General features: G+C 39.7%; 12 protein-coding genes. 5 read left to right on the top strand and 7 right to left on the bottom strand.

Annotation, left to right across the window (positions count from 1 at the left end):
- Nucleotides 1–98: 98 nt before the first annotated feature.
- Entirely contained in the window at nucleotides 99–623 is a 525-nt protein-coding gene (locus C2M32_RS17035; RefSeq protein WP_070993061.1) for an RNA methyltransferase, read from the top strand.
- Nucleotides 624–632: 9 nt separating this feature from the next.
- Here C2M32_RS17035 and C2M32_RS17030 read toward each other — a convergent pair whose 3' ends face one another.
- On the bottom strand, nucleotides 633–1,652 hold the full coding sequence (locus C2M32_RS17030; RefSeq protein WP_158678261.1) for a tetratricopeptide repeat protein: 1,020 nt from the start codon (nucleotides 1,650–1,652) through the stop codon (nucleotides 633–635).
- Between the two features lie 255 nt (nucleotides 1,653–1,907).
- Here C2M32_RS17030 and C2M32_RS17025 point away from each other — a divergent pair, with 255 nt between their 5' ends.
- The 3 genes from C2M32_RS17025 (at nucleotide 1,908) to C2M32_RS17015 (ending at nucleotide 4,982) form a co-directional block, all read left to right on the top strand.
- A complete protein-coding gene (locus tag C2M32_RS17025; protein ID WP_234401330.1) occupies nucleotides 1,908–2,456 on the top strand; it encodes a hypothetical protein in 549 nt (182 codons plus the stop codon).
- A 109-nt stretch (nucleotides 2,457–2,565) separates the two neighbouring features.
- Nucleotides 2,566–4,146 (top strand): AAA family ATPase, encoded by a 1,581-nt coding sequence (locus C2M32_RS17020; RefSeq protein ID WP_105169520.1) that lies wholly within the window; start codon nucleotides 2,566–2,568, stop codon nucleotides 4,144–4,146.
- A 2-nt stretch (nucleotides 4,147–4,148) separates the two neighbouring features.
- Nucleotides 4,149–4,982 (top strand): HNH endonuclease, encoded by an 834-nt coding sequence (locus C2M32_RS17015; RefSeq protein WP_105169519.1) that lies wholly within the window; start codon nucleotides 4,149–4,151, stop codon nucleotides 4,980–4,982.
- Nucleotides 4,983–5,690: 708 nt separating this feature from the next.
- On the opposite strand, the gene C2M32_RS17010 is transcribed toward C2M32_RS17015, so the two are convergent.
- Together C2M32_RS17010 and C2M32_RS17005 are read right to left on the bottom strand one after the other, a co-directional pair.
- Nucleotides 5,691–5,960 carry a helix-turn-helix domain-containing protein gene (locus tag C2M32_RS17010; protein WP_267894541.1) on the bottom strand — a complete coding sequence of 90 codons (270 nt, stop codon included), beginning with the start codon at nucleotides 5,958–5,960 and terminating at the stop codon, nucleotides 5,691–5,693.
- Between the two features lie 246 nt (nucleotides 5,961–6,206).
- Entirely contained in the window at nucleotides 6,207–6,956 is a 750-nt protein-coding gene (locus C2M32_RS17005; RefSeq protein WP_105169517.1) for a hypothetical protein, read from the bottom strand.
- Between the two features lie 433 nt (nucleotides 6,957–7,389).
- Between C2M32_RS17005 and C2M32_RS17000 the strand changes: the two genes are divergently transcribed.
- A complete protein-coding gene (locus tag C2M32_RS17000; protein WP_105169516.1) occupies nucleotides 7,390–7,827 on the top strand; it encodes a cupin domain-containing protein in 438 nt (145 codons plus the stop codon).
- 104 nt (nucleotides 7,828–7,931) lie between these two features.
- Here C2M32_RS17000 and C2M32_RS16995 read toward each other — a convergent pair whose 3' ends face one another.
- The 4 genes from C2M32_RS16995 to C2M32_RS16985 all read right to left on the bottom strand — a co-directional run bounded on the left by C2M32_RS16995 (nucleotide 7,932) and on the right by C2M32_RS16985 (nucleotide 14,749).
- Complete coding sequence (locus C2M32_RS16995) at nucleotides 7,932–8,381, bottom strand: MerR family DNA-binding protein (RefSeq protein ID WP_105169515.1); 450 nt, start codon at nucleotides 8,379–8,381, stop codon at nucleotides 7,932–7,934.
- Between the two features lie 8 nt (nucleotides 8,382–8,389).
- Nucleotides 8,390–9,400, bottom strand: coding sequence for a heavy metal translocating P-type ATPase (locus C2M32_RS21130; protein WP_325047880.1), 1,011 nt, complete (start codon nucleotides 9,398–9,400; stop codon nucleotides 8,390–8,392).
- Nucleotides 9,340–10,743, bottom strand: a complete 1,404-nt coding sequence (locus tag C2M32_RS21125; protein WP_325047879.1) for a heavy metal translocating P-type ATPase — start codon at nucleotides 10,741–10,743, stop codon at nucleotides 9,340–9,342. The genes C2M32_RS21130 and C2M32_RS21125 overlap by 61 nt, the downstream gene beginning before the upstream one ends.
- Before the next feature lie 214 nt (nucleotides 10,744–10,957).
- Nucleotides 10,958–14,749, bottom strand: a complete 3,792-nt coding sequence (locus C2M32_RS16985; RefSeq protein ID WP_105169514.1) for an amino acid adenylation domain-containing protein — start codon at nucleotides 14,747–14,749, stop codon at nucleotides 10,958–10,960.
- Nucleotides 14,750–15,276 lie beyond the last annotated feature (527 nt).

The following is a 15,276-nucleotide window of genomic DNA, read 5'->3' as shown; positions in this document are numbered from 1 at the left end:
GCCATATTACCACAGCTTTATTGGCAAGCGCATTCCTCTAGACCTTTTGGACGTATTGCTGTAGATTCGCGTTGCAGTAATTAGTGATGAGAAAGAAGATGTTTGATAGCGGATTTGCATGTATAGGCCTGACTAACCCAAAGAGCCCAAGTAATGTTGGCGCAGTGATGCGAGCAGCGGGGTGTTATGGCGTCAATTCGGTATTTTATACTGGCAAACGCTTTGAAAATGCTCGTAAATTTACTACTGACACAAAAAAGGTATATCAAAATATCCCTTTGATTGGCACTGACTCATTAGGGTCTGTTTTACCTTTGGGCGCAACGCCTGTTGCGATTGAGCTGATTGAAGGTGCAAAACCACTTACCGAATATAAGCATCCAAAAAGTGCATTTTACCTATTTGGACCAGAAGATGGTTCATTAGATAAAGAAACGTTGAAGTTATGCCAAGATGTGATCTATGTACCTACCCAAGGTTGTATGAATTTGGCAGCGACAGTTAATGTAATACTTTACGATAGACTTCTTAAGTCAGGTTTAAAGTTCAACCATGATGAGATTATTAGAAGTAGCCGAGACAACAACAATAACATCGTACTTTCAGAGCTGTTAGAGCGATAAAGTTGAATACTACCAGTTACAGCGCGCTATTTTTTCAAACCATTGGCTGTTAGTGATTACCTTTGCCTCCCCAGGGGGCGTCAATACCACGTCAACGCCCATAAGCGCTGCTAAATGTTTATTGATAAGTCGTTGTAATTGTGGGCCAGCCAATTGGTCAAACGCCTCAGCAAGCTTTTCTCTTGTTGCGGCGTCTGGATTGACACCTTGACGATGATAGTAAGCAGTATTGACCCATAATAAGTAGGCTTTTTTCGAATCGTCGGGGTATTCTTCAGAAAGCTGGGCAATATGTGAGTATAAACGCTGATAGTTCACTAACTGCTCTTGAAGAACGAATGTCAGCAACAGATTTATGCCTGAGTTGATGTGACCTGAGTGATTTTGAGCCATCTGAAAACCCGCTAAGGCATTACGAAAATGCTCATTGGCTTTGGCAAAATTCTCTTGATCCAACTCTATGGCGCCTAGGTTATTCTCAACGGTCGCTAAACCTCTTTGATCATCACGACGCTTGGCGATTTGTGCCGCTTCAGCGTAAAGCGCTTTTGCTACATCGTATTGTTGTTGATAGCGGGCTACTATGGCGCTGCTTATCAAAAGAGCAATACGTTGTGATGATTTGCTCGCGTGTTTTAATGCACAAGAAAAAGTATGTTGTGCAGCATCAAGATAATCTTGCTTTCTCAACCAGATCCCAGCACCACTTAAAATACTGACTAACTGGTCAACAAATTCGGGTTTTCCATCGTACAAAAATAGCTGTTGGATGTGAGGTTCTACTTCATCAAGTTTGTTAAGGATAAGCGATAACCGCATGTTTAATATGTAAAAAGTTATTTTTTGTTCATCGCTTAGTTTTGCAACGTCTTTGATGCTACCTAAAATATTGAGTGCTTGTTTTGGGTCTGAACGCGAGAAATACTGAGCGCGCGTTAGTTGATATTCATAATCTTTATTCTTAGCCGAACTAAGTGGACAAAAAAAGGTAACAGCTAGAGCGATAAAGCAAAGAAATGATTTGAACAACAAGATAATCCGATAGCAACAGCATTGTGTGTTAATTATAGAATACGCAATAATTCGGTCAAGCTTAGTAGTAAAGATATTAAGTCCGATATTGTCTAGTATTGGACATAAGATTGGTGTTTGGAAGAGAACAAAGGAAAAGGATATTTTAATATAACATCCCATAATTTACGTTATGTTAAATAGTGTGAAGTCCCGCAATATGACGGGTGTTCTACGTGATCACAGCCACTTAAGTTGAGATTTCGCGGCACTTTGAGATTTATTGTATTAGTAACATCATTGCTTGGTATAGATTTGACAGGTCTTGAACTTTTACTAGCTTCTAAGCTTGTTTTATCCAAAACTCGCAATGGACTTAACAACCGCTCTGTAATTGATGTGTCCCCAATCTTTGAAATGTTTAAACAAAGCTCTCAAATTGAAGATATGGAGCCTTTAGCTGTCTTTAAGCAAACGATGCTTTATAACGACATTTGCATTGCAGATATTTTAATTGGTGCACTCGATGAAAAACTTAATGTTGGCTACGAAACCGATAATGATTTGCTTAGTTCACTATTTGTTAAACCTAAACAATTTAAAAGCTTTTGCAGTCAAATCTTCGCCAACAAAAGAGATGAAGTCATTTCAATACAGAAGGCAAGTCAACTAACTGGCTTATCACATAATTCATTAATGAAATTGAGAAAGCAAGGGAAGCTTAGGATTCCAGCTTGGACTTACAATACTGGACAGGTTGTTTACGAGGATGTATTACGCATTAGAGTGGAACACGCTTTTCAGTTAAACTTGGAGTTTTGATTCTGATAAATTTTAACAAGAAATTCGAAAAAATGTATCGTTAAATCAATACAAATTAAATATTTCTAATGATAATATATCTTATATAATCAATGTGATATGAACGAATATGAAGATTTTCTACGCAAATGCACCAATCTCAGAAGTCAGAAGCTTTACTTTAATGCTACTCCCCGATCACTATGGGAAACCTTTTACATATCTTTGGGACGACTTTGGTTACAAGACAACATTTAGAGGTTTTTTCCTTTCCGGAAAAAATAAAGTTGATCTTGGCAATATAAAAATATTATTTAAAGATAACTTCAACAGCCATGAATATATACAGAATAAGTTCCCTTGCACAGACGGAGTTTATGATGTAAGTGATATATCTAATCATGAGTTTATCTCAATAGGTGAAGATATTGATTATTATAACATTATTAATTCCGAAAAAGAAAATAGGCGAGAAGTGAAGCAATATCTTAAAGCACTTAATGATGTATGTTTATTGTCATTGAGCAGAGATGACTTCCAACGATGGGAGGGTTATAAATTATCCTTATTAAGAGATTCATCTCTAACGTCTGTTCTATCTAAAGGGTTAAAAACTGCTCTGGGTAGTTATGAAGAACTCTCAAGTTTTTCATTAAATATAAATCAAGATAAAGGTCACTCTTTAAATTTGTTATTTAATAAGAAAACTCTGGTCCCTAGTAGAATTAATATTTTGATAGGTAAGAACGGTTGTGGAAAAACTAGAACCCTGAATTATATATCTAACATTTATACTGGGGTAATAAGCAGCCTGAACGAATGGCCGTACTGCAATAAACTTATTACTGCTTCATTCTCGCCATTTGATAACTTCCCCACAGATAAAGAACTCCACTTAACATTAAACAGTAATAACCAAGATAGAGATAGTACCGATTATATTAATGGTTATTCATATATAGGTTTTAAAGATGACTCATCATCCTTTAACTTAGAATCTTTTATTAAAAGAAGCGTAAAATCATATATAAATTCTATTAGATTAGACGAGACGAGACGAGTAAGAAAAGATTTTAATCGTATATCATTGATACATGACACTTTAAGAAAGGCTATGTCTTTTGAACAGATTGGACTCAAAAGCTCTAATGGTCAAATAATACTGCACGATCAATATGACGAAACAGACGATATCGATGAAGCATATGGACTTGTTTTTTTGGATGAAGAATTAAATGAAATAAAGTTGAGTTCAGGTCAGAGAATGTATTCTTTATTTGTTCCGAGCATCATTAGCGAAATAAAAAAAGAGTCCTTACTGCTAATTGACGAGCCAGAACTGTATTTACACCCTGAGTTAGAAGTTGGGTTAATATCTATGCTCAAGAAAGTTTTGTCCGAAACTAACTCGTTTGCGATTATTGCAACTCACTCCGCAATTATTGCTAGAGAGATTCAATCAGATTTTGTTCACATACTTGAAAATAATTTTAGCTGTCGAAAACCAGATATAGAAACTCTAGGAAACTCTCTTGAGAGAATATCAGCAGATGTATTTGGTGACAAATTAACTGATAAGCCTTATCAAGAAATTTTAGATGATCTTATAGACACCAGATATTCAGGTAATATTGATAAAGCTATCGATGAACTGTCTGATGAATTAGGTTCTAAAGGAATATCTTATCTATATGCTAAGAAAAAGAAGTAACCATGATTGATGTAACAAATTTAAGACCACCAATTAATCGCTACAATGATTTACTTAATCTAGCAAAATCATCAGCTACCAAAAACTCACGAAATATAAAACGCCTTTCACGATTTATAGAAGAAACTTACAGTGACTACGATAAAATCATTACCCAATATCATAGGAAGCCACTACCATCAAGGCTAACAAAGCATAATAAAATTATTGAAGGCTATTTTACTTCACCTCCAGTTTCTATCGGACATGAACTTTCAATTTTAAGGAATAGAAAATTGCATCAGTGTCCTTTTTGTGGGCGCCCTGGTAAACCAAGGGTGCTTGACCACTTTATCCCCAAAAGTCTTTGGCCTGAATTTTCTATATTTCCAAACAACCTTGTAAATCAATGTAACAGCTGCTCTTCTAAAAAATGGAACCATTTCTATTGCGATACAGATAAGCGTGCTAAGTTTATACATCCTTATTACTCAAGTTTGTTAACACAAGTTAATTTTAACTTTAACTTTGACACATCTGATTGCATCGATATTATTGGTGCTATTATCGAAGTAAAAATTACAATTTCAAAATCTGTACGTGGACGTTCTAGGCGTAGAATTAGAAAGCATCTAAAGGAGTTAGACGTAAAAAATTATGCTTTAGAATATGCCAAAGAGAAATTTGAAGATATATTAGATATTGCAAGTTTAGAAGAGATAGACATGATTGACAGGTTAGAAGGAGAAATTAAGGTAGCACATCGAAGAAGTTGTAACCATTGGGATGGCAGAATTCTTGAGGCAATGCTAGCAAACGCTGATATAAAAGCACATCTAGAACAACGTAGCCCTTAATTATTTTAATTTTAAACACTTAGCTGTATTATCATGACAACTCCCTCCTTTGGCGGTTTAATATCAAATGTTTCATGAAGTAGTCTGATACTGATGGTATAAGTATCAAGTGATTTTCACGTAATCGCACTACTAATCTGGGCTTAGCTAGAAGAATTATAAAAGGATAGGTACGAATTGATGGTTTATTACAATAATGACCGAAACCATCAATATTAATTGTATTTTGGAAGAACGCCGCTTGAGACATAGGAAGAAGAAAACGTATTTGTGCAGAAAAAATTTAGCGCTAATCTAAGCTTAAGCTGACTGTTACCGATTGAAAACGGGTAACTGTCAGATCAACTCTGAGCTAGTACAGCTAACTATGTACAGCTAACTATAACAAAGCTAAGCTTTTGTTAATAAAAGTGAATTTATAAACCCTGAAGATTGGAAGAGTGTTAACACAGGCTCAATGATTAAATTCCAGTTTGACAAAAAACTCTAAAAATGGAAATGAAATTCGCGCCTTAAACATCTCAATTGCTAATTAATTGAATAATCATAATTGTGATTTTTTTCACTTTAGTGTCGAGTTTATTCATTAATAATGAAAAAAAGCACTATTAAGGTGGGGAGGATAATTCAACAATTTAAGAGCGAAGTTGTTCGTCATATTATTTATAATGTTTACTGTAAGATAAACTTTAATCAAGTTAACTTATTCTAAATCATTTTATTCCACACAAAACCCGAAGATGGTTCTTTTTCATCTTTAGATTTTGAGACACGCTTTCGTTTTATATTTCTTGTTGTAAGCAAAGAAGCTGACTTAATTGGCGGCTCCGGCATAAAGTTATCTATTTCATGTAACTCGCCTAAGGCACGCATAACAGCTAACACCTTGATCATTCCAACGCTACGTTTACCGCTCTCTAAGTTCTGAATAGTTGAGACATTTACGCCAGCTTTATCAGCCAACTCTCGCTGATCTATGCCACAAAACTGAAACAGGTAATTGCTAGGTGAGCAAGTTCAATGTTTATGTCGATGAAGCATATATATTCACGTCCGAACGGGCAATTTGTTTGTATATACTTAGTAAGCTTTTATGAAAACCAAGCGAACATATTGCTTTACTCGCGTACACGCCTAACTGCCCACATTAACGGGTCTATTTTCTCTTTTTCCTTCAATGCAGAGGCAAAAGTTTGCCTCCACACGATTAAGCAGTAAAACAGGTTAGTTTTGGTTTTGCCATTTTATTAGCAATTGCAACGTTAACGTTCCTACTTGCCCAGCCTCTCGTAAGCCGTAGTGAGTCATGGCAGCATGTCTATAGGATACCGATATGCCATTAAGATACTCCTTAACACTGTCCTGACAAACGGTTCTTTCGTCACCATCAAAGTCATTACACTGCATGTAAAAGCCATCTATCTGCGGTACAAAATGTGCTGAGAAGTGATCAGATAAGTCACCCAAATACGCGTCTATAAGTGGTTTTGAAGTATGTTCAACAACCGCCAGCGTTGACGAATTGGGCTCCCAACAACGCTGCCATACCTGTGGATACTGAGCCTCCTTCTCTTCCAAAATAGTGATAAATTCGGCTAGCCTATCATTATTTTCAAGCATGAGATGCATGTCGTCATAAGCACTACAGTTTGTCGGATTATTGATGGTTTGGGCGATAGTGGATTTGAGTTTTTCATTGTAGCTCATGCGTGCCGGCTGATATACGCTTGCAAGGCGCTTCCAAAACGGCAAAAGTGTGCCTAACCGCATGGTGTAAAAATCAAAGTCTACTGCCACTGCATGTTTATCTAGCCAATGAATACTTTCCAATGCGTGTTGATACTCCCCAACTTCATACAAATAAAACGCTTCATCCAGCTTTGCCTGAATTTCTGGGTCTATATCGTCAGCCTGTGCCGCAAAGCACGCTGTGCTAGAGATCATTAGGGCGGTGGAAATTAAAATTTTCTTCATTTTGATCTACTCCTTAGTAAAAAATGAATCGGTAGTGATCTACCCTTTGAAAATATTACTTGCATGGTCATAAGACTCGTTTTCCTTTGCAAGTAACATAACCCAGCAAAATTCACACCAATATACTGATAAATATAAGCTTTTAATTTCATCCCAGCTTGATTGTTGCACAAAACGCACAGCGGTACGATGCTGAAAAAGCGCTTTGCGATATCGTAATTCAGGCCTTTTCTCCAAGAATTTAGATAATAAAAATAGCGACTTTGTTGGTTTCAGCTTCTCTCTCAGGGTTCAATCTCAGTCAATACAATGAAGCTTGGAATGTTTTTACATTGCCACAGGGAGTGTATTTTGATGAAAACTCAGTTGTTTAGGTATACTATTTCATTAATTTAGCTGCCCAATACCGTTGTTGTGGGCGAGGGAGTTCAAAATGAGATATAAACACGTTGTTAGCGCAAACGCTGAACAATACACATTAGATGGCGGTGAAGTGACTCGCATTCTTGCCTCAGGAGAGGATACCGATCACCGCGTGTCCATCTTTGATAGCCTACTTCCTAAAGGTAATGAAGCGCCATGGCATTACCATGAGATAGATGATGAAATTTTTTATATCATCTTTGGTGAGATTGAGTTCGCTGTGGATACTGAGGAGTTTGTTGCCAAATCTGGCGACTTGGTGATTGCAGGTCCGAATGTGCCTAGACGGTTTAAGGCTTTACAAGACAGCAAAGTGCTTGTAATTAATGCGCCATCGGGCCCATCTGAGGGTTTCATCCGAGATATATCCAAGTTTAGTCAGAGCAACCCCCCAACCGAATCCGATCGTCAAGCATTTATAGATAAGTACAAAATACATATTCTATAGCTCAATAAAAATAGCTGGGTTTACATTACACAGGGCGCTTGAGTCGCTTCACTTTAACCGCTGGTCGCGCCCTCCCCTGTTATCAACGTAATGCGCAATGACCTTTATTGGACACGTGTATTATTTATATGCTGTTTCGACGCTTTGTAACTTGCCATCGTCTCCAAGCCCTCAAGAATTGCGCAATCAGAGGCGTGATCGCCGTTACAGTTTGCCGACAATGTAGACAGTACCTTTTCCATTTTACCTAGCTCGGTAATTTTCTCTCGGATTTCTTGAAGATGCTGATCAGCTAAGGCTTTTACATCCAGACTGCTTCTGTTTGGGTTTTTCCAGAGTCTCATAAGAGACTCTATTTGTGATATTGCAAAGCCTAAACTTCGGCACTGCTTAATAAAGCTCAGCTGTTTTAACTGATCTTCATTGTATAACCGATATCCCGAATTGCTTCTATGTGCCTTAGTGATTATCCCGATACTTTCATAGTGGCGGATCATCTTCGCAGAAATATCTGTGATGTTTGACGCTTTGCTGATAGTGACTAGGGTTGACATTATATTTCTCACTTTGAAGGTTTATAACGTTGTAAAAGCAACGCATTACATACCACTAGAATACTACTACACGCCATGGCTGTGCCCGCAATAATGGGGCTTAACGCACCAAATGCCGCTGCGGGAATGCCAATAATGTTGAATATAAACGCCCAGAATAAATTCTGTTTAATTTTATTGTAGGTTTTTTGTGATATATCCAATGAGATGGCAACTAAATTTGGGTCACCCTGCATCAAGCTTATAGATGACGCGCTAACAGCAACTTCAGTCCCTGTGGCCATGGCGATACCTAAATCGGCTTTTGCTAGAGCGGGTGCATCATTTATTCCATCACCAACCATAGCTACTTGATAGCCTTGTTTTTGAAATGATTCGATAAATTCGGACTTTTCATGAGGTAACACTTCTGCTTTGATGATATCAATATTTAGCTGGCCGCCAATAAATTGCGCACTTTTTTCACTGTCACCGGTTAGCATGGCTACTTTTATATTTTGTTTTTTCAGGTTTTCAACCGCCTCACGCGCCGTACGTTTTGCTTTGTCTGAAAAACATAACAGCCCATGTAGTTCAACGTTGTCGTTGTGCTTTTTAGCTAGCCAAGAAACGGTTGCACCTTGAACATCGACCTTATCTTGCGCTGGTTTTAGGCCAAGCTCTTTCATCCAATTGCTACTACCAACGTAGAAGGTATCTTGCCCTATTTGAGCTTGAACACCCTTACCCGTTACTACTTTGAACGCTTCTGTACTTTGTAGCTCTAGCGATTTTTTCTCAGCGGCATTGAGCACGGCTTGTGCCAATGGGTGCTCGCTGTACTGCATCACACTGGCTGCCGTGGCTAATACGGTGTTTTCATCTGTTTTAATGGCGCTGAGCTGTGATAACGTGGGTTTACCTTCGGTTAAGGTACCTGTTTTGTCGAAAACAACTAGGTCAATTTTTGTCGCTTGTTCTAAGGCAATGGCATCTTTGACCAATACACCGAGCCGCGCAGCAGTGCCTGTTCCGGCCATAATAGAGGTCGGCGTTGCTGGCCTAAAGCGCATGGACAGGCGATCACCAACACCGCAACTGCGTTTAAAATACCATCCGTCCAACTGCCGAAGGCAAGCCCCCAAACTAACAACGTAACGAATGAGATGGCTAATACAGTTGGCACGAAATAGGCGCTTACTTTGTCAACAAGTGCTTGAACGGGGGCTTTGGCCCCTTGCGCGTCTTCGACCAGCTTAATGATTTTTGACAGTGTAGACTCAGTGCCAACGCGAGTTGTTCGTACCTCTATGACACCATCAATATTAATGGAACCACCAGTAACTTTATCACCCACGTGCTTATCAATGGGCATAGGCTCCCCAGTGATAAGCGCCTCATCCACCTGACTTTGCCCTTTTTCAACCACACCATCTATCGCGACTCGCTCTCCTGGTTGAATTCTCACGAGGTCGTCCACTGAAACAGATGACGCGGGTACTGATACCCATTCACCGTCTTTGTAAACTCGCGCTTCGGTCGGGCGCAGGTTTTCTAGCGCTTGCAGCGCGTCCATGGTTTTCTTTTTCGCTTTGTGTTCGAGATATTTACCCAATAAAACCAAGGAGAGTACAGCACTGCTACTTTCAAAATATAAATGTGGTGCGTCGTGGTGTGTCTGTGTGAATAACCAAGTGTAGATGGAAAGCCCATATGCCGCAGAGGTACCAATCGCTACTAACAAGTCCATATTTCCTGAACGAGCTTTAATGGCTTGCCAACCTGATTTGTAAAACCTAGCACCGAAGTAAAACTGAACGGGGGTAGCTAAAAGCCATTGCCAAAGTGCGCTCAGCATCCAATCTTGACCAAATAGCATACCAATCATAGGTATTACTAGAGGAACTGTTAAGGTAAGCGAGCCAATGACAGGCCAAATTTGCGTGTTGTACCACGGTATACTTTGCGTTGCTTTACTTTGGTGCTTTTTTACCTTGTAACCCGTACTATTTAGCTCTGATATCAGTGATGAATCGTCATATTCACCTGCGACCTCAATAGTTAATGTTTCAGTAGCAAAATTTACGTTAGCGGTAACTATGTCATTTCTGCCTTGCGCTATCTTTTCGATGCGATTGGCGCAAGAACTACAACTCATACCCTCAATCGCATAGCTCAGAGAGTGGGTTGGCACATTATAACCTGTTGCCTTGATTGTTTTTATAGCTTCATTGTGAGTGGTTTCGCCCTCAATAAATACTTGCTCACTAGCGAAATTTACGTGAGCAGATTTCACCGAGCTTAAACTCATCAGCGCTTTTTCGACACGATCAGCGCATGACGCACAGGTCATACCTTCAATTGCAAGGTTGAAGCTTGTCATAATATTTCCTCCAATTATAGATAGTATTTGGCAAACTCAGTGCATTCTCAACCTTCACCAAGGGGTAAGGTCAATATTTATTCTCAAAAAATAAAGCAAACTACAAACCCTGTGAAAAGACACACCCTAAACACAAAAAAGCTAATAAATAGCAGCAACTTATGCTCAGGGTGTGATACTTCTAACTAGCCGTCAGTTGAAGTTAACCATTTAGCTAAGAAACAACTGACTCAGATCTGCCAGAGCGCGACAGGTCCTGATTGAGCTCTGTTAATCTAGCGATAAACCATATAAACGGCTCGATGTCTCCTGCTAACAAGCAATCATTTTCACTAATATCATTTAAAAGTTGTAAGGGATCATATGCTCTGAGAGATTCGAGTGCCTCAAGCGTTTGGAACTTCATGCTAAATTGCGCCCCACTCCAGTCTTTTAGTGTTCCAACGTAAGGTTTTGCATCTTGCAACCATAATGAAATTGCCTCTTCATTTGGCTGGATGATGGTTAATGCTAGGTCAGGAATTACTAATTGCCTTAGGTAGTCAGACTCTAGTTGGTCTGCAAAGCACATAAGCCAATCGTTAACATCCACAGCCACTTCACTTGTGCTAGACCTTCTCGTTTTTATCAGCTTAGTCTCTGAACTTTTGGCACAAACTTCCTCTTGGGTCTCTATTAATGCCTGTAAAGTTGCATCGACATCTTCTCGAGTGTGAGCTGCGGAACATATAAAGCGAAGTCTTCCACGCCCACTCTCAACAATGGGATAAGTTACAGCAGATGTTTGTATGCCTCGCTTGTACAGCCCGTGAACGATTGCGTAAAGTTGGTCTTTATCTGCAAAGTGCGGTGTGACAATTGGTCCATCACCTGTGCCTAAATCAAAACCTGCCTGAGTGAATCTCTCACGCATGTATTTGGTTGTATCCCAGAGCTTTTCTCGTAAAAAATCGTCATCTCTGATGCGGCTCAGTGAAGACAGTGCCGCAGCGATGTCTGCAGGTGTAACAGACGCTTGAAATATAAATGCCCTCGCTGAAGCTTTGAGTAAGTCAACATGGGCCTTTTTACAGGCGATCACACCACCTAAGCTACCTAGTGACTTGCTCAGAGTGGTCATAATGAAATCCACTTGCTCAGTAACACCTTGTGCAGCGCAAATACCCGCGCCCCGCTCGCCGTAAAAACCAAATGAATGTGCCTCGTCGACTAAAACCATTGCATTGAAACGCTTTGCAACATTCACTAACTCTTTCACGGGCGCTGCTCCCTCGCCCATACTATATACCCCTTCAAACGCCACCAATATTGTGCGATAAGGCGTCGCAACTTGCTGTAAAACTCGTGCTAGGTCGTCCGGATTATTGTGTTGAAAGGTCCTCACTTCGGCACCACAAAGATTGGCGCCATCAACTATTGAAGCGTGACATAACTGGTCGATGATCACGACGTCATTTTTGCCCAGCAAACCTGCAACAACACCTACGTTTGCGGTATAGCCTGTCGGAAATAGACACGCAGATTGTTTACCAACTAATTGAGCAAACTCAGTCTCAAATGCCAGGTGAAGGTCTGTAAGTCCTGACGCTGCGGCAGATGTTCCCATACCTGTACCGAACTTTTGCAAAGCAGCGGATGCAGCATCTATCGCTTGTTGATCACGATTAAGCCCTAAATAAAGGTTTGTTGTCCAAATAATCGCTTCTCTTTGCTCATTGGTGTAGGAATCGGCCACCATACCTTTGGTGGCGCTTCCAGTTCGTAACAGCCTGTTAAATGGATTGCGATCACTGCGACTAGTCAACTCTGAAAATTGTTGGATCAAAATGCCCTTATCTGTTGCTGACCACGCATTTGCTTTTGCTGTTCGGTAAACGGGATGACTTTGTTGAATGTGCTGTTGAAAGCGTGCTAAATCAGAGTTTGAAGGTTTGTATCTCGCTGATTTATCGACGCTCGTAGTATCCGTGTAGCCAGAGCGCAACAAAAATGAGGCGAGACTGTTCGCCGTTGAATATTGTGCAAATATCGGCTGAGCTATTTTTCTATCGAATAAATGACTAATACGATAATTCAACTCGACAATAGATAATGAGTCTATTCCTAGCTCCTCAAAATTAAGCGCAGCATCATACTCTGTATACTCCTGATGGCCCGTCAAGGCAGCAACTTCAGACAAAATTGCCCGCACTAATGACGTGTGTTGGCTGTGAAGGGATGCATCAATGGTTTGGGGTAAGGAACTGGCGCGTGGCTGAATAACTAAAGTGTTATCCGGCATCAATTGACATTGTGCAGTCTGTTCATTAACAAATAGACAGGCTTCATTTGCAGGTGGCTTACTTCTATCTAGTTTGCCATTAGGAAGTCTAGGTAATAGTGTCACCCGATAAAATCGCTGCACCATGCAATAAGAAGGCAATTTATCCGTGATAACGGCTTTTATATCATTCGATGTTAGTTGCGCGTTTGTGCTTTCAATATAGGCGCTTAATATTTTTTGGTTATCATGTTCTGTCAGACATACCATCGCAGCGTTTACTGAAGGTATAGCGCTAATTACCGACTCGATCTCCTCAAGTTCAACACGATGTCCCCTCACTTTTACCTGTTGGTCAACTCGGCCAAGGAACTCAATCTGGCCTTCTACAGTCCATCGACAAAGGTCGCCAGTTTTGTACAAACGACAAGGTTTATCACCCACCACCGCGGGTAATTCAATAAATCGTTCCTCAGTTCGAACAGGATCGTTCAAGTATCCCTGCGCGACTTTCTTGCCCCCTAAATGTAACTCTCCTGGTTGCCCATCTTTTACTAAGTTACCGTCAGCATCCAATATCATCGCGAATGATGGTTGAATGGCTCGACCGATAGTAATGTTTTGTTCTGGGTCTAATACCTCAAAAAGCGTTGAAAAAACCGTATCTTCTGTCGGTCCATAGACATTAAAAATATGACTGTTTGGGTGTGTTCGTTTTATTTTCTTTACTAATTCACTTGGCAGTTTTTCGCCACCAAAAAAGAAGTAATTCAGACTGCTAGGAAGCGGCTCTGCCAAAAGCAAAGTATTGACAGCAGAGGGGACCGCGATACAAGTCGTCACTTGTTCAGCTGCAAGCAGGTAAGGTAATTGCAGCACGTTATCCGCTAAAATCAGTTTACCGCCTAGTGACAGAGTAACCCATATTTCCATCACTGAAGGGTCAAAACATATTGAGGTTGCTGCCAAAACACCATTGAGTGCCTCTCTATCTACCTCATGCGCTATATATTCTATTAACGCTACCACGTTTGCATGTGTCACCGCGACGCCTTTAGGCGAACCTGTGGAACCAGATGTATAAATCAGATAAGCGAGTCCGTCAGGGCGCGGCAATTTACTCGGTGGCATGGGTGACTTCAAGACTGAATCATCAATATGAATCGCTTTTAATCGAAAATCTGTAACGACAGCTCTATTTTGTTGATCTACAACGACAGCACAGGCTGCGGATTGTGTGAGCATGTACTGAATTCTTGATTTAGGGTATTTGGGATCAAGCGGTAAATAAGTGCACCCCGATATCATGATGCCTAACAATCCGGCTACCATTTGCCATTGTCGCTCCATGCAAAGTCCGACGATTGAACCAGGGCTGACACCGTTTTGATGTAGTTGACTCGATACATCAATCGCCTTTTTTACAAGAGCTTGATAGCTAATAGAGGTATTCTGGTCGACTATTGCAATGCGCTCAGGATGAGCATCAGCTTCTTTTAATATGAAATCACAAAGTGTGCTATTTTGGGTGTCATCGACACCTTTTGGAGTGGGATTATTTTTTAATATCTCCAGCACCTCTTCTAACGATTCATCACCCAAAGTTGTAGCCAGTTTATCTAGATATTTAGCTGGAATAAATTCGATCTCGCAGCTATTTTCGGCCGATTTGGATGTGACACAAAAATCAGCAAAAACACTTGGATTGGCCAATAGCTCCGCGCTGAGCAGTGTTGTTTTGTTCATTTTTTACCTTTGTAATAGTTATAATTTATATAGTTTATCTACTGCATCAGACCCTAATTTATGAACATACGATAAATGGGGCCATGATTATTAATTATTGAAAAATGTATTTATTTTAGAAACTTCAAGGTATTATTTCCTTTAGTAAACCAAAGATATTTGAGTATTGTAATACTTGTGGAGAGGGGATTATCTATATCTACCTTAGGTTCTTGCAAACAAAATATACAGTGGTGTATAAAATAAACGGTCAAACTATTCAGTAAATATAAACAATCAATTTTGAATTGGTTTCGTTTGTTCCTAATATGAATTGTTTTTCTTTGCAGTTATTTCATGAAAAGAGCTTATCATTACTTGAATTGATATATTAAGCTGTGGATAAAAATTAATTGTTGTTCGTTACATATATGTGAATAAATTCTCCACTTATATTCGCTTGAATTAGTTGTTTTGGGTATTTTATGCATAGTTGTTTGGGTCATTAAAATGTTCAGTATGGCTTGCCAATAAATACACACTTTCAT

Source organism: Pseudoalteromonas sp. T1lg23B (assembly GCF_002964665.1).
Classification (GTDB): Bacteria; Pseudomonadota; Gammaproteobacteria; order Enterobacterales; family Alteromonadaceae; genus Pseudoalteromonas.
The sequence above is the reverse complement of the archived record's forward strand: the minus strand, read 5'-3'. Positions and strand labels throughout refer to the sequence as shown.